Genomic DNA, 17,217 nt, shown 5'->3' with positions numbered 1-17,217 from the left:
GAGTGCTCCTGCTTAGCTCTTGTAAATCGCGAAATAGTCCTGGTATTGCACCAGATCGGCACGGCTCATCACGAACACGCCGTGACCGCCGTTCTCGAACTCGACCCAGGTAAAGGGCACGTCCGGGAACTGGGCTTCCAGATGGATCATGCTGTTGCCCACCTCGACCACCAGCACGCCATCCTCTTTGAGGAAGTCGGCGGCATTGGCCAGCAGGCGTTTGGTGAGCTTGAGACCGTCGGAGCCGGAGGCCAGCGCCAGCTCGGGTTCGTGACGAAACTCGTCCGGCAGATCCGACATGTCTTCGGAATCCACGTAGGGCGGGTTGGAGACGATGAGATCGTACTTGTCGCCGACCGGCAGATCGCGGAACAGATCGGATCGGATCGGAATGACCTGCTGCTCCAGCCCGTGATCGTTGATGTTGCGCTCGGCCACGTTGAGGGCATCGACGCTGATGTCGATGGCATCCACTTCGGCTTGTGGGAACTCGTGAGCCATGATGATGGCGATGCAGCCGGAGCCGGTGCACAAGTCCATGATCCGGGTCGGTTCATGCTTGAGGAAGGGAGCGAAGCGGTTGGCCACCATCTCGGCGATGGGGGAACGGGGAATGAGCACCCGCTCGTCCACGTAGAACTCCCAACCGGCATACCAGGCCTTGTTGGTCAGGTAGGCGGCCGGTACCCGCTCCTGCACGCGGCGGATGATGAGCTCGGCGATGCGGTGCCGTTCGCTGGTGGTCAGACGGGAGTGGCGCATGCCCGGATCCACGTCCGGCGGCAGATGTAGCGCGGGCAGTACCAGCTGCACGGCTTCATCCCAGGCGTTGTCGGTACCATGTCCGTAGAAGATCCCGGCGTCGTTGAAACGACTCATGGCCCAGCGCAACATGTCCTGGATGGTGTGCATCTCGGCAACCACCTCATCGATAAATATCTTGTCCAAATCCACCTCCAAGTCGAGTAATATCCGGCCCGAGAATTCTATACAGCGAGCAAGACGAGTACCTGATGAAAAAAACGCCCTCACCGACAGACGAGGAAACCCAGCTGTTCCGCGATGCGATAAAAGGTACCCGGAAAATCAAGCAAGATACCATAAGGGCCGACCTGCGCCCGGTCAAGCAGAAACGCGAACTGCGTGAGAGCCGCGAAAAGCTTGGGGTTGACCACTATTTCAGCGATGAGTACCAGCCCCATCTCGAGGCCGATGGACCGACCCGTTACGTGCGCGAAGATGTGTCAAAATTCGAGCTGAAAAAGCTCAAGCGCGGCAGCTATCCGCCGGAGATCTACCTCGACCTGCACGGCATGAACCAGCAGCAGGCCAAACAGGAGCTGGCAGCCCTGCTGACCCTCTGCCAAAAAGAGAACATCCACGTCGCCTCCGTGATGCACGGCATCGGCAAACATATCCTCAAGCAGCGCATTCCGAGCTGGCTGGCCCAGCACCCCAATGTACAGGCGTTCCATCAGGCCCCCCGCGAGTGGGGCGGCGACAGCGCCATCCTGGTGCTGCTGGATATCGAGGAGTAACGCTCCCGCCTGCTGGCATGCTCTGACGCACGTGCAGAGCCGCATAAAAAAACCACCGCGACCTGGCGGTGGTTTTTTTATGGACGCAGGCGCCTCCCCTAGCCCGCCGCTTCCACATAACGCTTGAAGTTGTCGAGGATCCCCTGCCAGCCCGCCTGCTGCTGGGCCGGGGTGTGGCTCGTCTCGGCATCGAAGGTTTCCTGCACCCAGGTGCCGCCCGGTTCGCTCGCAAACTGCACATCCACCTCGCGCCCGTCATCCATCACGAACGAGAGGCGGGTCGGCGCCTCCACCCGGGTAAAGGTGCCGGTGAAATCAAAACCGGCGCTGCCATCCTTGGCGGCCATGTGATGACAGAAACGTCCGCCCACCACCAAGTCGACCCGGCTGCCGGTGGTGTGCCAGTCGCTGGAGGCCGCATTCCATCTGGCGATGCAGTCCGGATCGTTCCAGGCCCACCAGACGGCCTCTATCTCCTGCTCGATATGTGCCTCGATGCTGATCTTCATGACGCGCTCCGTGCTAGTTTGCTGTGGGATGACTGGCCATGCCGGCCAGCTCGCTTGCGGATGCCAGCAAGTAAAGCCCAATCAATGGCGTCGAGCCAGTCCATCTGGCGGGGCGCATTACCGCCAACCCAGTGGCAAGGCGTTCCTTCTGCCTGCGGGACAAGGATCAAAAACGGCCGCACTATACTGAATATCAATACGTTATTCGCCTTGGAGGTTGCATGTTCACACAGGGTTCCCATGCCGACATCAAGTCGTCTCTCGATGCCATCGGTGCCGCCGTTGCGGTGTTTTCCCTCGACGACGACGATCGCTTTACCCTGGTCTCCGCCAACGACACCTTTGCCCAGGCCTTCGAGCTGGACGTACTCGGCAGCATCGGCAAGCGCCTGAACGAAATGTTTCCCCGCTACATCACCGGCAGCATAGAGCAGCCGATGCACGAGTGCGTGAGCCAGCAGACGGGGCTCGAGAGCGAGCTGCCAATCGATACTCTGTCGCGCACCAGTTGGTGGCGCTTTGTCATCTCCCCCATCATTCCCGAGCAATCCCGCATCACCCGCATCATGGTCACCGCCATCGACATCACCGTCAAAAAGCAGCTGGAGGAGGCGCTCAAGATGAGCCGCAAGCGCTTCGAGGCGGTGGTCAACTCTGCCTACGACGGCATCATCAGCGTCAACAGCGAGTCGCGCATCGAACTTATCAACACCGCCGCCTGCGAGATGTTCGGGGTGGACGAAAGCTACCTCGGCAAACGGCTGGAGACCCTGCTGCCCCAGCGCTTTCGGGCCAACCACGACGGCTACTTCAAGGCCTTCAGCAACTCCCCCATCAACTCGCGCCCCATGCATGCCCGCGCCTCCGTGATGGGGCTGCGCCGCGACGGCAGCGAATTTCCGCTGGAGGTGACCATCGCCAAGATCAACCTGGGTCAGACCACCGAGATGACCGCCATCCTGCGGGATATCTCGGAGCGGGCCCGGCTGGTGGAGGAGCTCAAGGTGGCGGCCACCACGGATCCCCTCACCGGGATCGCCAACCGGCGCCGCTTCGACGAGCTGGTCAAGCTGGAGATGCAGCGCTGCCAGCGCTTCGGCCACACCATGAGCCTGCTGTTGATCGACATCGATCACTTCAAGCAGATCAACGACACCTATGGCCACCAGCAAGGGGATCAGGCCATTCTCAGCCTGGTCAGACGGGTCGCCAAACAGCTGCGGGAGGTGGACATGCTGGGCCGCTGGGGTGGCGAGGAGTTCATCGTGCTGCTGCCGGAAACCTCGCTGGAGCTGGCCTGGGCCAGTGCGGAGCGGATCCGCCTCGCCGTCGAGTCGCAGCTGCATCAGCTGGGCGCAGGCACCGAGGTGCCGCTCACCATCAGCATCGGCATCAGTGCCAGCCTGGGCCCGCAGGATACGGTAGAACGCATGGTGCGCCGGGCCGATACCGCCCTCTATCTGGCCAAGAAACAGGGACGCAACTGCTCAAGGAAGGCACTGCCAGACGCCCCCTGACAGGCAATACACACCAGGCCTGAGCAACGCTCAGCAGGCCTGGTGCTTCTGGCTCAATTCAAGGCCGCGACGCCATGTTCATTGCCCGGCCGGGCAAAGAGACCCAGTGGCCCGCCAGCATCGCCACATGCAAGCGACACCTCCAGCACGGCCCCGTTGGCCAGCTGCCACTCGAAGAAGTCGTCAAATCCCGCCACGGTCAGCGCCCGGATCACCTTGGCCACCACGCCGTGTGCCACCAGCAGCACCCGTTCCTGGCAGCCGCTCTGCACCAGTTCCGCCAGTCCCAGCCCGACCCGGGCAATGACTTCGTCCAGCGACTCGCCCCCAGGTGGCGCCTCGGCCCAGCGCCGGGTGATGTTGCGTGCCCACAGCGCAGGGTAACGCTCCCTCGCCTCTTGTTGGGTCAGTCCCTCGAACACCCCGACATGGCGCTCACGAAAAGCGGGGACGAGCGTCACCGGCAACCCCAGCTCGTCCGCCACCAGGTCCGCGCTTTGCCGTGCCCGCAGCAAAGGGGAGCTCAGCAGCCGCTGAAACGGAGCCTGCGCCAAGGCCAGCGCCCTTGCCTGCGATCTGATCTGGGCCACCCCAGTGTCGCTCAGACCGATATCCAGCGCCCCCTGATAGCGTTCCTCGGCATTGGCCGGGGTTTGCCCGTGGCGTATCACCACCAGTTGCATTGTCTGTTCCTTTGATTACGGCCGATGCTCGCGCGGCCTCGCCCCGTTCTCACGGCTTGGGCGCAAACTGCTCGAACACCTGCTGACCGGTCAGGGTCGGTGTCTCGTTTTTCAGCTCGTAGAAATCGGGCTTTTCATCGATGAAGATCTGGCTCGCCAGCTGGAAGGATTCGCTCTGAAACAGGCCGGCCGGCACTATGTACTCATCCGTCGGCAACAGGTGATAGAAAAGGTGGGTACCGCAGGTGGGGCAAAATCCTCGCTCCGCCCACTCCGAGGAGCGATAGGCCACCGGGGTGAGCCCGCGAAAGCGCACCTCTTTGCCACAGTGCACCGCAAACAGGGGGCCGCCCGACCAGCGCCGACAGGTGCTGCAGTGACACAGCCCCACCTCCTGGTGATCGCCGGCCAAGACCTCAATCCCGCCGCACAGACAATGTCCCTTCATCACTCCTCCTTGCGCCTTGTTGTCGCTTGCCGTCGCTGACGTGACCGCGCCATTGCAGCCACTGCCGGATCAGATGAGTACCATGTTGTATCCTCGTCGGCCACCGCCCCCATCACAAAACCGGCTGCTAGATGACTCACGAGGCCGGCAGCCAGCGCTCCTGCAATGCAATCCGATTACCTTCCGGGTCCTGAAACTCGGCCACCTTGATGCCCTCCCCAACCTGAGTTACCGGGTAGAGCAGCCGGGCCCCGGCCGCCTGGGCCGTCGCCATCACCCGCTCAATCTCGCTGACCGCGAGATAGATCCGCGTGCCGTCGATACTGGGCACATAGCTCTCCCCTTTGGCCAAGGCGCCGGAGCACCCCTCCACCCCTTCTGTCAGCGGGAACAGCGCCATCTCGTTGCCATCAATCTGGGTCAACTCGAACTCGATGCCAAACACACGGTGGTAAAACGCCGTGGCACGCGCCATATCCGTCACCGGGATTTCAAAATGCATGGCAATATTGAACATGAAGTTTCCTCCGATTTTCACTCATCGGCACAGTGATACCCCATTGCGGGGTAATGGCCAATGATTTTTAACCGTTGGATATGCCTGCTTCGATAAAGATGAATATCCTGGCGATGGGTACCTGACGAAAAAAAGAGGCAGCGTAATAACGGAACACAGTCTCCAATACAGGCCTTAACAAATACTATTCAATGGCACACGCTCCAGATTAAAACAGGGCCAGAGCGATATTTTTGACTGACTACGCCCCACCTCACCCATTGTTGCTGGATATTTTTATCACCGAGCACGCTTATACCCTGATAGAGATCCAGCACCGCACTCTATCCTGCAAAATTAGACACTGATTTTATTTCACAAGGCAGGATATCGAAAAGGGGGACAATATGTCCCCCGACTTGGCAAGAGAGGTATTATCCATTGCCGAGTTTATTGATTAAGCCGCTTTACGCTATTTCGCCGGCACCAGCACCCAGGGATCACCCTTGCCCGGTTCATTGCCCTGGGTCCACCACTTGGCCTGATAGATGGCACCCTTGTAGCTCACCTTGTTGCCCGCCGTATAGACCTTGCTGGCGCTCCAGGCGGCCACATCCCCCACGGGAGGATCGGTCGGGTCAACCGGCGCAGGATCCAGTTTGGCCACTACCCGCACCTTGGGCCAGTTGGCGTGTGAGCCGTAGAAGTTGGTCACGCACTTCTCGTAATCCCCCGGCACCAGTGCCGAGTAGGCGGTCTGGAACCCTACCAGCTCACATTCGAACGAGTAGCCGCCGGGCCGATCCGGATAGTATTTCCAGTTGCCGTCCCAGTTGGTGTAGAGCACGTCGGTGGCGCCGTTGAGGTTGAGGCTGCCATAGGGGGTCTGCTGCCAGCAGGTGTTCTTCTCGTCGGCCTTGACGGGGATCTGATAGTGCTCGGCGAGCCCTTCCCAGTAGCGGATGCGGTTGACCGGCTGGCCCTTGTTCTTGTTCTGCTCGCCGCACTCGATGCCGCCATTGATGACGTTGATGGTGGTACCAAAGCCGTAGCCGATGCCGGCGGCGATCTCGCGCTGGGAGGGCACCCAGGTGCGATCAATCACGTGCAGCATGGCGGGTTTGGGCGCCTGCGGGGTCAGGAAGAACCAGATGGCGGAGGCGAGGTTGAGCCAGGAGTCCGCCACCAACCCGGGGTTGCTCAGCAACACGGACGCATCGCCGTCAAACATCGCCTCGGAGAAGGCGCCGTAGTTGAAGTGATAGGAGAGCTGCTTGGCGCCGCGGCCGAAATAACCCTGGCCTGTGCTGCAGGGCCACTTCTTGTTCTGCCAGTCGTTCTGGCCGCAGCCGGTGGTGTAGCCGGTCTGCCCCTCCGACCAGCCCATCTCGCGCACGTGCACCAGCGCCTGCTGCCACTCCTCCAGCGCCAGCGGGTTGTCGGAGACATTCTCCTTGGCGATGTGACCGCCGGTCTCCTGAGCGAAATGGGCAAAGGCGGTGATGATGGATTTTTTGCAGATGGCATCGGCATCACGACCATCGGTATATTCGCCGCAAAAAGCCGGGAATTTACCGACCGCCCGTAAGAAGCGCTCATAGGTATATTCCGGTGCCGCCATCTGGGTTAAATAATCCCAATCCGATTCGGTGAATACCCGCTCGACCCGTTTGACGTTATCCGGATTGCTGGCCGCCCTTGGCTTGATGGCATCGACAATGGTATTGGAACGTGTCGCCAACGCCTTTGCCCAAATCCCGTACATGGGATTGGCCGTCTTGGTTTTTTCCACCGCTGTCAGATCCGGGGCGGCAATGACATATCCACCGGCATTTTGCGGATCGGGTTGAATATTCATGGCATAACTTGGCAATGCGCAGGCAGCCGCAACCAGCCAGGCACAATGTGTAGGCTTGAACATAACAGACAGTCCTTATGTCAGAATAACGTCGTGATAAGAGTCGCCTCGAGAATAATCCTCCCGGCCACTAAATTCACGATGAAAATTAAGAATATTGCCGGAACTGTGAGCCAATTCACTCTGCCGGTTGGCGAGCATAAAATGCATTGTGCAGCGACGTGATGACGAGCCTTTCGGTTATATGAAAATAAACCGAAAAAAAATGAGAAAAGAGCGGTCACGCCGCTCTTTCAACGACACGCTCCCATCAATGGGAAGCATCAAAGGGTAAACAGCACAATGCTGCATCAGGCCCCGCCGCGACGAGGCCAGCCGCTTATCCGTGCCGTGCTCGCACCGCGCGGATCAGGATATTGCGGGGGGTCATGGGCTTGTCGCAAAACTCCCCCACTTCCACCCGGTAGCCCTGCTCTTGCAGGAAGAGGGCGCGATCCAGCACCAGCCAGAGTTCCAGCGGACGACGAAACAGGTGACGCACCAGCTCCATGCGGGCGACATCGCCATAGCGCGCCTCCCCTTTTGCCAGAAACCCGGCGTAGTCGAGGCCGGCCGGCAACACCAGTCCCTTTCGTTCGGCGGCCCAGCCACAGAAATCCTCGAAGGTGCCGGTCAGCAGGCTCTTTTGCATGTTGGGCACCGGCAGATACTCATCCACCCCGCGCACCTGGCGCTGCAGGCAGTCAAAGGCCAGCCGCCAGGCCACCTCCTGCTCACGCAGGCGGGCGATGCGGGCGCCGCCGGTGACCGTCTCCTGCAGCGGCAACTTCAGATCGCTCTTGGCAAGCTGCAGCACACTGGCCTTGGCCGGGCCGGAGAGCGGCCGGTAGTGGCTGGTGCGGATCAGGTGATAACAACAGGGGGAGAGGGTCACCCCCTCGGCACCGCGCGCCGCCACCTGTTCAATCAGATGGGTGTGCAGCTCGCCGCAGGCGTGCAGCGCCATGGCGTGATGAGCCGGGGCGATCAGCTGGGCGGTCTCATCGGCGAAGGCATCGGCACAGACAAATGCCATCCGGGCACAGTCGCGAGCGGCCAGCTGGCGCCCCTCCTCGCACAGTGGAGCCTGCAGCTCCAGGCTCAGCACCTCGGCTTGACGGTGCAGGGAGACCAGCCGCCCCAGGTGCCCCTTGCCCGCACACCACTCCAGATAGGGGCCGCGGTGCGCGGGCAGACAGGCAGTGAAGGCTTCAATCTGGGCCTGCTTGCGCCCCGGCATGTACATCGCCATGGTCCGCTCGCACGGGATGGGCTCAGCCGTCAGGGTCGGCAGCGCGCTCAGGGCATGCAGCGCTGACCCCTGCGGGATCCAGGGGGCCAGCAGCTCGCACAGGGCAGGCATGTCGCCATCGAGCCGCTCAATCTCGGCCAGCGACAGGGCATTGAGCCGATCAGCCAGTGCCGGCGCCGCCTTGGCAAAGGCAAGGTCCAGGTGGTGGTAGGGTTGATATTGCCACCAGTGCCGGGCTTCGCTCAGCAGTCGATCCAGTTGTTGAAAACGTTGAGCCAGCACGCGCGCCCCTGTTCTGCCGTCAAAATGGAGGCTCATTCTAGCGATCCCGCGTCAAAAAGCACTCTCATCTATGCTGCGCCGTTATGGCAACCCCGCAGTCCTCCTGCGCCAACAGGTCCCTTTGATGCCTCCGCTGGCCGGCAGCAGGCCTGCGACCGGGCTTAGCCTGACAAAGAGCGGGGTTTTGTGGTATATTCCGCCCCTTCATTATCTTGGCCTGCCCATCGCGGGCCATTTTACCAACGTGAATGGAACCAAAACATGACCATCAATGCCATCCTGCAAGCGCGCGCGGGCGCCAAGTGTGAACTGTGCGGTGCCGAACAGGCGCTGACTGCCTTCGCGGTCCCCCACTCTCCGGCCAGCGATGATGATCACAGCGTTGCCCTGTGCGACACCTGCCGTGGCCAGCTGGAGCAGCCGGCAACCACAGTGGTCAACCACTGGCGTTGCCTGGGCGACAGCATGTGGAGCCAGGTACCTGCGGTACAGGTCATGGCGTGGCGCCAGCTGAAGAACCTCTCCGCTCAAGGCGAGGTCTGGGCCCAGGACATGCTGGACATGATGTACATGGAAGACGAGACCAAGGCCTGGGCCGAAGCGGGCATGGCCAGCGACGATGACGACAGCGTGCCCACCGTTGACTCCAACGGCGCCGTATTGGTCGAAGGTGACTCGGTGACCCTGATCAAGGATCTGGACGTCAAGGGCGCAGGCTTCACCGCCAAGCGCGGCACCCTGGTGAAGGGCATTCGCCTCACCAACAACCCGCTGCACATCGAAGGCAAGGTCAACGGCGTGCAGATCGTACTGGTCGCCGCCTACCTGAAAAAGGCCTGATCACCCTCAGCCCTGCTAGCAAGAGCGCCCCACGGGGCGCTTTTTTGTGCCTGCCGATAACACTACCTCCCCCCTGTTCTGGCTTAGGACCATCGCGACACAAGGCCCTACGCCGGCATGCTGCCTGCCGTTATTTTGAGCGAAAAGTTGGTGTCATCAGCGACCCTGTGGCACTCTGGCGTTTCATGGACTGACCTACCCCCCGACACCGCGAGTGTCATCACTGCAAAAGGAGCACGCCAGATGGCCAAAGTCAGCAAGAAAGAGATCAAGCAGAAGATTGCCGCCCGCCTTGAGAAAATTGCCAAGCACGAGAGCAAGATCAAGAAGCTGAAGAAAGCCCTGAAATAAGGGCCGGCAGAACAAAAAGACCGCCTGATGGCGGTTTTTTTGTGGCGATATCAGTCGCAAGTCACGTTCAAAGGCCATGCTTGCCATCCCCTGGCCAGTACCAATACCTCCTGCTCCAGCCACCGACCCTGCCTGATCAGATGCATGAGCGCCTCTGCCGGCGGATTGCCCTGCCCGACGGTCACCGAGGCTACGCACTAACCTTCTCGCCAAGAACCGTCGGCGCGTCACTGGCAAACTCGGGGCAAACGGCGCAAGCTGGTTGTCCATGCATGCCTCCCCGCTGCCGGGCGGGAGCAGGCCGGCGATACCTTCACAGGGGCTTTTCATGACGCAACCAACAGCACCGCAACCCGCCTCCTCCTGGCAGCTTGCCGACATTCGCGAGCTGACCCGGCTGTTCATTCAGGCCCTGCCTGCGACGATACAGCTCACCGAGGCCGTCCATCAGGCGGTATTGAGCGGCATGGACTTCAAGGGGCGGGAGGAAGGAAAGACGGCGGGGATCACCGGGCTGGTCTACAAGGGGGTATATGTCGCCGCCAGCACACTGGGCAGCGGCATCCATGCCCTGCTTGCCCGTCTGCCGCCAACCCCGCCTTTGCAGCAAATACCCGACACACCCAGCCGCGCCGCCCTGCTCGCCACTCTCAATGGCGTGATGGGGGACAAGCTGGTCGAGAGTCACAATGCCCTGGCCACCCCCATGACCTTGCGTTATCTCGGCAAGCCCTTGAGCTGGCCGGCCCTGCCGACGCAACTGCCCCCTCGCGGGCGGGTGCTGCTGATGGTACACGGGCTGTGCATGAACGATCTGCAGTGGCAGACCCGGCATCAGGATGCGCCGGTCAATCACGGGGAGACGCTGGCCAAGGCGCTGGGTTACCTGCCCATCTATGTGCGCTACAACTCGGGCCTCTCCATCGTGCAGAACGGTCACGCACTGGCCCGTCAGCTGGAACAACTGGCGACCCACTGGCCCGGCGGCCTTGGCGAGATCAGCGTGCTGGCCTACAGCATGGGCGGGCTGGTGATCCGCAGCGCCTGTCACAGCGCCGACCTGGCCGCCCAGACCTGGCCGGCCCACCTTAAAAATCTGCTGTTTCTCGGCACGCCCCATCATGGCGCACCGCTCGAATCCGCCGGCCACTGGCTGGAGCAACTGCTGCCCGCGACGGCCTACAGTGAGCCGTTCGTCAAGCTGGCACAGCTGCGCAGCGTCGGCATCAAGGATCTGCGCCACGGCCATGTGATGGACTCATCACCTGCCCGGAATCCCCCTTCTTCCCCCTTGGCCGATCCTCGCGCCCCCTTGCCCCTGCCAAGCGGAGTGCGCTGTTTTGCCATTGCGGCCACCACGGCGGCCAAACGCAGCGTGCTGGCAGATCGGTTGATTGGTGATGGTCTGGTGCCCCTGCGCAGTGCCCTTGGCCTGCATGACGAGGCACGCCACCAGCTGGCTTTTCTCCCCGCCCATACCATGATTGCCTATCGTACCAGCCACATGGCGCTGCTCGGTAGCCCGCTGGTGGCTCGTCAACTGCTGCACTGGCTACAGAGCGATCACCAGGAGCAGAGCCCGGCTGGGGAACATAACCCGCAATAGGCCAAAGCGGCCGGTTTGCCCCGATATAAAGTAAAAAACCGCCAGCCGGCGGTTTTTTTTCATTGTCTGGCAGTCACATCAGGCGGGCGCGGCCAAATACCCGGATTGAGCTGCCGGGTTCGGGGGAAATTTCGGCATGCAGGTGCGACGCCATCCCCATATCCTCCCCTTGAAAGAGATCGATGATGCCGCCGTGGGGCCAGTGCAGATCCCGCAGGTAACCGGCAAAGGCCGCGGTGGCGGCGCCGGTAGCGGGATCTTCATACACGCCACCATAGGCAAAGGGGTTGCGGGTATGAAACAGCTGCTCGCGGGCGGCATACGCCAGCAAGATGGTCACCAGCCCCGCTTGCTGCATCAGGGTCCGTCCCTCGGCCATCTGGTAGTGCATGGCCGCCAGGGCGGCGCGACTGTTGAGCGCCAGCACCAGATGATCGGCGCCGCCATGAATGAGGGCCGGCGGAATGCGAGGATCCAGGTCTGCCTGGGTATAACCAAACAGCGCCAGCGCGGCGCTCACCAATTCGGCCGGGGCTGGTTTGCTTCGGGTGGGGGGCGATTGCAGCGCCGCCTGCCACTCCCCTTCCCCATCCAGCCAGCTCGAGACCGAGATAGTGGCCTGATTGAGTTGCAGCTGATACTCGCCGGCGCCAACCCGGCGGGCCAGCGCCACCCCGAGGGCAATGGTGGCGTGCCCACAAAACGGCACCTCGGCGGCGGGAGAGAAATAGCGAACCCGCCACTGCCGCGGGCCGGCCTGCTCATCCATCAGCGTTGCGGGCGTGGGCAAGGGCGCGGCGAACGCTGTCTCCGAAAAGCCCACTTCGGCGGCGATGCGCTGCATCTCTTCGACACCGGGCAGCTGCTGCCCCAGCCAGACCCCGGCCGGATTGCCCCCCCTGGCACCGGTGGAGAAGGCGGCAATGCGCACCAACTCGGGTTTCCATTCACGCTCTGTCATCGCTCGCTCCTGACTGTCGCCGACATAATTGGCCTGCGCTTGCCGCGGGCCGCTTTCCATAAGATAGCGAGCCCGCTGCGGCCGGTAAATTAAATGGTGCGCGGGTGCCGCTTGGGCGCCGCAGATCCGGGCGACAGCAGCTACGTTTGATGCGTGTCTGTATAAGGTCCTGTTGTGGAGCACCCTATGTATTCTTACACCCTCACCTTCAAGGAGGAGGTCGACAAACTGACCGCCCCCGAACATGAAATCAGCCTGCACACTCCCGCCCAGGCTGGTGATTTCATCATCCTCTCCGATGGCAGCCGTCATCAGGTGATGTTTGTCACCCACCGCGCCCACTACAGCAGCCTCTATCTCGACAAGGGGGTTCGAGTGCCGCAGGGCTAGCGAAAGCCATCAGCCGTTGCAGATAACTGTCGCAGACAACAAAAGCGCGGCCCTTGGCCGCGCGTTGAACGTTCCGGGCAGATCAAGGGATATCAGAGCACCTTGATCACCGGCTGGTGCATGATGGCAACCTCGTTCTGATAGACCACCAACTCGCCCGGCGGCATGCCCCGCTCACCCAAAACGGTCACGGCGCACTCGTAGCGGTAAGGGCCGCTGGTGAATAGATAGGTGTGGTTGCCTCCCGTCCCCTCAACCCTGACGGTGCCATTGCTGAGCACCAGGTCCGGCTTGTCGCTGAGCGCCTTGCCCTTGGCCCAGGAGGCATAGCGATAACGGCTGTCCCCCAGCTCGTCGATGCGAATGGTAAATTTCTCGGTCTGCCACATCAGCGCGGGGCGCTGGTACTCCCGCAGACCGGGATAAAGATCGCTTTTCTGTTTGGCGACAAGCTCGGCCTTGCGTTTTGCAGCCTGCGCCGTCTGATGATTGATGCCAATCACCTTGCCATCAAAATCCAGCCACACCTCGCCACTGCCCAGCATGATGCCGCGCCAGCCCATGGCCTGCCAATCCTGCCCGACCCGGGAGCTGGCAATGCTGTTTAAAAGGGCGTCATCAAACACCTCGTCGAAGCGGGCCACCATCTCGGACGGATTCTTGATGACCGGGATGGGATACTCCTGCTTGAAGGGATACTTCATCTGACGGGCAAGGTCCTGTGGATCCCGCGCCTTGGCGGCATCGATCACCTTCTGTACCAGAGGGCGATACTCGGCGCCGAGCTGCGGCTCCTCGGCATAAGCTGGCGCCATGATCAGCAGCCAGCCCAGCAGCGACACCAGCACAAGCGACGCCCTGCTGCGCGCACGCCTTGACGACCGAGCGACGTTCCAGGAAACCTGCCACTGCATCTTGCTCATGCCACCTCCTCAATCAGCTTGGCCATCATATATTCATCGACATATGCACCATCGACCCTCATCGTATTGCGTTTGACCCCTTCCACCTCGAATCCGCAGGCGCGGTATAGCGCACAAGCCTGGGCATTGTGACACATGACGCTCAACTCCATACGGGTAAAGCCGTGCGCCCTGGCCCACGCCTCCAGCGCAGACATCATCTTTTTGCCAAAGCCCTGTCCAGTTGCAGAGAGTTGAATACCGATAACGCAATACAGTACATGTTTGTTGCGATTTGCCGGTTGACCGATGCCGACAATAAAACCAGCAATCTCGTCATGCTCCGACAGTACCAACATGACTCTGTTGTTTGCATCGACAAACGAGGCCAATATTTGAGCTTGCTCGATCTCTGTCGTGGTGCGCTCACCCGGCTCATAGAGCATAAAGGTTGTTTCATTGTCGAGTCTGTTCATCAAGGCCAGTAGGTTATCTGCATCCGATACCCGGACTTGTCTCACTTCCATCTATTTTCCCCTCCATGGGACTTTGTTTTTCCCGTTCAAATACGGCTACTGATCACGCTGGATCCGGCAACCAATATTCATAGAAATCTGTCTCGGCATGCTTGGGGTTTGGCCCCCGATATTGCCACCCGCAGCGCAGATAGAAACGCAACGCCCGCAGGTTGAGACGGCTGACCGACAACACCACTCGCCGGCAGCCAGCATGCCGCAAGGTGCGACCGATATATTGCAGCAGCAGATCGGCCATGCCTTGACCACGCGCCTGTGGCGTCAAATAGATCAGGTATATGTAGCCGGTTTCCGGTTCGGCTGAGACAGTGCAAAACTCCAGCTGCCCCACTATTTCGCCCCCCTGCCAGACATGCAGATAATGCCACTCCTGGCTGGTCAGCCTCGTCGCCATTCGCTCCCGATAGCCCGCCAGAAACTCGTCAAATCCGTCGTCTCGATGGAAGCTGCAAACATAGGCATCCCGGCGAGCCGCCACACAAACCCCATAGTCACGCGCTAGGTTTATTTTTTTGAATTCGAGGTGCATGCGCCATCCTGTTTCATTGGGCAGACAGGCTATGGGTCCAGACAGATATAAACAGTGAGCAATGGCATCAGTCGAATGACTCTTCAGCCTCTCTGATAGTGGAGGAGATCAGCTGTTCGAAGATTTCCATTTGTCCGGCAGGAATAAGCTGAGATTGCATCAATCTACGTTTTTCCGGACCAAAACACCGTTCGGCCACCCAGCCAATCAAATAAACCAGTGAGAGGCAGCCACCTGCCGTTGCAATATTTCCTTGCACGACCAGAGGAGCGTCCTGAACATCACCCCCCATCTCCAGCAACTGGGCTTTGGCTGCAGGGTTGGTTGTTAATTTCTTTCCCTGCAGCAAGCCCAGCTCATGCAATATGAATGAACCAGCACAAATTGAGCCAATCAGTTGTCGCTGCGGATCCAGCCGCAATGCGGACATGAACTCATCGTCTTGCAGCGCGGCAGGGATACCACGCTGCCCGCTGGTGATCAGCACCACATCCTGATCCTGTGCTTCCGCCACATATCCATCCGTCTTTACGTTGATACCCAGTGCAGAGCCATGCTCAGGCTTGGTTCCCAGTATTTTCACCGACCAGCTCTCTTTGCATCTCCCAAGCAGGTCATACATCAAGAAAAAATCCACATCGGTGAAATCATCAAATAAAACAATACCAACCTTGTACATGGCTACCCCACCCTCCTGTGCAGATAATCAAATGGATATGTAATGCGCCGCATGAAATATCACGTCATGTCGCCTTGAGGTGCTTTTTCACCTTCTTCAACGCCATCTTGCGCTTTAGCGGCGAGAGATAATCGATAAACACCTTGCCCTGCAGGTGATCGATCTCATGCTGCATCACGATGGCCAGAAAATCGCTACTCTTTACCGTGATAGGCACACCATGGCGATCCAGTGCCGACACCACCACCGAGCTGTAACGCTCAACATCGGCATAATAATCCGGCACGGACAGACACCCCTCTTGCCCAAACGCCGGTTCGGTGCCGCTTGTCACTTGCGGATTGATCAACACCAGCGGCTGATCCCGTTTTTCTGACAGGTCGATGATGACGATGGCCTCCTTGCGCCCCACTTGCGTGGCCGCCAGACCAATACCATTGTCGGTGGCATAGAGGGTCTCCAGCATGTCATCGATCAGGCCTTGCACGGCCGCAATATCCTCAACCGGTTCGGCTTTGGTGCCCAATCGCGGGTCGGGAACCGTTAAAATTTCTAGCATTGCCATGAGGGCTCTCCGTCAACCATTAGTACCTACAACTCTTCTCTCGTCACCGGCCGGGACAAGGAGACGAACGCCGGCTCTTCCGCCGCCACCTGATAACCGAGGCGCCGATAAAACTCTATCGCCCTCTGATTGGCGCTAAAGCTCGACAGGGTCACCCGGTGTCTCCCCTCAGATGCCGCTTCGCGATGCAGCCGGTCCATGACGGCCGAGCCAAGCTGTCGGCCCTGATAACGGGGGAAGATAATCAACAGATGAATGTGCAGCGCACCGTCGTATGGCTTGCAGCAGAGCAGGCCGACTCGCTCCCCCTCTGCCAGGATCCACGAAAACCAGTGCGGCTTATATTCGTTGGTCAACCGCTCGCGCTGAACGCCGTCATCCCAACCAAAGACCGCCTCAACATAGGGAAAAATCCCCTCCTTGACGGCCGCAAAGCGCTGTTCAAACTCACTTGTCGCTATCCCCGCCAGTTCGATCTCCATTCCCTCTCCTCGGCTTAACCACCTTGGCGGCCTGATGACCGCCTCTCGTCAGAGCGCCCACCCGCCATGGCAGTCATGTCGCTTGGCCCCAACATTGATTTTCATTTGGGTATCTTACCGGACAATCTGGAGATGAAAAGACGGCAGGCATAAACAGGCGGGACAAGAGCAATAAGCCCCCGTTCAACCTCTCGGTAGAGGATGCAGAGACGCAGACCAGGGGGGCCATGATGGGATGGGATGGGATAGCGCCTGGGGCGACATCGAAGCATGAGTGTCGGTGCATGAACAGAAATCGGGCCAACCTTGGGCCCGATGGGTTTAAGGGAGGCTCACCTCCTCCATAAAAATCAGCCGCAGCGGCTCTGCCAGCAGCGCCTCAGTCTCTGCGGCAAAAGCCTGGAAATAGTCCGTCTGGCAGTGACTGTCCAGCGCGGCCTGATTGACGAACGCCTCGCGCATGTAGAAGGTGCCCGGCTCGTCCTGCAATTCAAACAGCACGTAATCCAGGTTGCCCGGCTCACGCCGCGTCGGCGCAATGAGCTTGAGCAGCTCACGGCGCAGCGCCTCTCTCATGCCGGCGCGGGCTTTCAGCACGGCGATGGACACCCGTTTCTGTTCACTCATCTTGGTCTGCTCCATGTTCTCGAGGGTAAACAAAGGGGTCCCAATCCGGGCGCCACCTTTGCGTCGAGCAGCAGTGTAAGAGGAGCGGCCAGACGGAATATAGCCGGGCAGGATGGACACTCTGTTC

Annotated in this window: 20 protein-coding genes; 5 read left to right on the top strand and 15 right to left on the bottom strand. The window is 60.2% G+C overall.

Going from position 1 to position 17,217, the window contains the following annotated elements; translation table 11 throughout:
* Positions 1–12 precede the first annotated feature (12 nt).
* On the bottom strand, positions 13–948 hold the full coding sequence (prmB, locus tag OKC29_RS01940; protein WP_024945276.1) for a 50S ribosomal protein L3 N(5)-glutamine methyltransferase: 936 nt from the start codon (positions 946–948) through the stop codon (positions 13–15).
* A gap of 65 nt (positions 949–1,013) precedes the next feature.
* On the opposite strand from prmB, the gene smrB reads away from it, so the two are divergent.
* Positions 1,014–1,538: an endonuclease SmrB gene (smrB, locus tag OKC29_RS01935; protein ID WP_011706199.1), complete on the top strand. Its 525-nt coding sequence runs from the start codon at positions 1,014–1,016 to the stop codon at positions 1,536–1,538.
* A 98-nt stretch (positions 1,539–1,636) separates the two neighbouring features.
* Here smrB and OKC29_RS01930 read toward each other — a convergent pair whose 3' ends face one another.
* Complete coding sequence (locus OKC29_RS01930; RefSeq protein ID WP_011706200.1) at positions 1,637–2,047, bottom strand: SRPBCC family protein; 411 nt, start codon at positions 2,045–2,047, stop codon at positions 1,637–1,639.
* 221 nt (positions 2,048–2,268) lie between these two features.
* Between OKC29_RS01930 and OKC29_RS01925 the strand changes: the two genes are divergently transcribed.
* Positions 2,269–3,564: a sensor domain-containing diguanylate cyclase gene (locus tag OKC29_RS01925; RefSeq protein WP_073350165.1), complete on the top strand. Its 1,296-nt coding sequence runs from the start codon at positions 2,269–2,271 to the stop codon at positions 3,562–3,564.
* A 53-nt stretch (positions 3,565–3,617) separates the two neighbouring features.
* On the opposite strand, the gene OKC29_RS01920 is transcribed toward OKC29_RS01925, so the two are convergent.
* The 5 genes from OKC29_RS01920 to OKC29_RS01900 all read right to left on the bottom strand — a co-directional run bounded on the left by OKC29_RS01920 (position 3,618) and on the right by OKC29_RS01900 (position 8,658).
* Positions 3,618–4,247, bottom strand: a complete 630-nt coding sequence (locus OKC29_RS01920; RefSeq protein ID WP_073350163.1) for a histidine phosphatase family protein — start codon at positions 4,245–4,247, stop codon at positions 3,618–3,620.
* A 49-nt stretch (positions 4,248–4,296) separates the two neighbouring features.
* Positions 4,297–4,695 carry a GFA family protein gene (locus OKC29_RS01915; protein ID WP_044799931.1) on the bottom strand — a complete coding sequence of 133 codons (399 nt, stop codon included), beginning with the start codon at positions 4,693–4,695 and terminating at the stop codon, positions 4,297–4,299.
* Positions 4,696–4,831: 136 nt separating this feature from the next.
* On the bottom strand, positions 4,832–5,212 hold the full coding sequence (locus OKC29_RS01910) for a VOC family protein (RefSeq protein ID WP_073350161.1): 381 nt from the start codon (positions 5,210–5,212) through the stop codon (positions 4,832–4,834).
* Between the two features lie 451 nt (positions 5,213–5,663).
* Positions 5,664–7,112, bottom strand: a complete 1,449-nt coding sequence (locus OKC29_RS01905; protein ID WP_073350159.1) for a chitinase — start codon at positions 7,110–7,112, stop codon at positions 5,664–5,666.
* 316 nt (positions 7,113–7,428) lie between these two features.
* The gene (locus OKC29_RS01900) at positions 7,429–8,658 is read right to left on the bottom strand and encodes a methyltransferase (RefSeq protein ID WP_073350157.1); all 1,230 of its coding nucleotides are present in this window, start codon (positions 8,656–8,658) and stop codon (positions 7,429–7,431) included.
* A 225-nt stretch (positions 8,659–8,883) separates the two neighbouring features.
* Here OKC29_RS01900 and OKC29_RS01895 point away from each other — a divergent pair, with 225 nt between their 5' ends.
* Positions 8,884–9,462: a PhnA domain-containing protein gene (locus OKC29_RS01895; RefSeq protein ID WP_043163706.1), complete on the top strand. Its 579-nt coding sequence runs from the start codon at positions 8,884–8,886 to the stop codon at positions 9,460–9,462.
* A 679-nt stretch (positions 9,463–10,141) separates the two neighbouring features.
* Positions 10,142–11,419, top strand: coding sequence for a lipase family alpha/beta hydrolase (locus tag OKC29_RS01890; protein ID WP_073350155.1), 1,278 nt, complete (start codon positions 10,142–10,144; stop codon positions 11,417–11,419).
* A gap of 73 nt (positions 11,420–11,492) precedes the next feature.
* On the opposite strand, the gene OKC29_RS01885 is transcribed toward OKC29_RS01890, so the two are convergent.
* Positions 11,493–12,380, bottom strand: coding sequence for a PhzF family phenazine biosynthesis protein (locus OKC29_RS01885; RefSeq protein ID WP_073350154.1), 888 nt, complete (start codon positions 12,378–12,380; stop codon positions 11,493–11,495).
* A gap of 186 nt (positions 12,381–12,566) precedes the next feature.
* On the opposite strand from OKC29_RS01885, the gene OKC29_RS01880 reads away from it, so the two are divergent.
* Positions 12,567–12,770: a hypothetical protein gene (locus OKC29_RS01880; RefSeq protein WP_024946319.1), complete on the top strand. Its 204-nt coding sequence runs from the start codon at positions 12,567–12,569 to the stop codon at positions 12,768–12,770.
* Positions 12,771–12,862: 92 nt separating this feature from the next.
* On the opposite strand, the gene OKC29_RS01875 is transcribed toward OKC29_RS01880, so the two are convergent.
* The 7 genes from OKC29_RS01875 to OKC29_RS01845 all read right to left on the bottom strand — a co-directional run bounded on the left by OKC29_RS01875 (position 12,863) and on the right by OKC29_RS01845 (position 17,105).
* Positions 12,863–13,693, bottom strand: a complete 831-nt coding sequence (locus OKC29_RS01875) for a hypothetical protein (protein WP_073350153.1) — start codon at positions 13,691–13,693, stop codon at positions 12,863–12,865.
* Positions 13,690–14,199, bottom strand: coding sequence for a GNAT family N-acetyltransferase (locus OKC29_RS01870; RefSeq protein WP_073350152.1), 510 nt, complete (start codon positions 14,197–14,199; stop codon positions 13,690–13,692). Before OKC29_RS01870 ends, OKC29_RS01875 begins: the two co-directional genes overlap by 4 nt.
* A 52-nt stretch (positions 14,200–14,251) precedes the next feature.
* Positions 14,252–14,737 (bottom strand): GNAT family N-acetyltransferase, encoded by a 486-nt coding sequence (locus tag OKC29_RS01865; protein WP_073350150.1) that lies wholly within the window; start codon positions 14,735–14,737, stop codon positions 14,252–14,254.
* Positions 14,738–14,804: 67 nt separating this feature from the next.
* Positions 14,805–15,416, bottom strand: a complete 612-nt coding sequence (locus OKC29_RS01860; RefSeq protein WP_073350148.1) for a DJ-1/PfpI family protein — start codon at positions 15,414–15,416, stop codon at positions 14,805–14,807.
* 64 nt (positions 15,417–15,480) lie between these two features.
* Positions 15,481–15,981, bottom strand: a complete 501-nt coding sequence (gene def, locus OKC29_RS01855; RefSeq protein ID WP_029303106.1) for a peptide deformylase — start codon at positions 15,979–15,981, stop codon at positions 15,481–15,483.
* Between the two features lie 26 nt (positions 15,982–16,007).
* On the bottom strand, positions 16,008–16,463 hold the full coding sequence (locus OKC29_RS01850) for a GNAT family N-acetyltransferase (RefSeq protein WP_073350146.1): 456 nt from the start codon (positions 16,461–16,463) through the stop codon (positions 16,008–16,010).
* 321 nt (positions 16,464–16,784) lie between these two features.
* Positions 16,785–17,105, bottom strand: a complete 321-nt coding sequence (locus OKC29_RS01845) for a putative quinol monooxygenase (RefSeq protein ID WP_073352437.1) — start codon at positions 17,103–17,105, stop codon at positions 16,785–16,787.
* Positions 17,106–17,217: the final 112 nt, after the last annotated feature.

The organism is Aeromonas sp. QDB34 (genome assembly GCF_027705405.1).
In the GTDB taxonomy this organism is placed as follows: Bacteria; Pseudomonadota; Gammaproteobacteria; order Enterobacterales; family Aeromonadaceae; genus Aeromonas; species Aeromonas hydrophila.
This window is presented reverse-complemented; position numbering and strand designations above follow the sequence as displayed.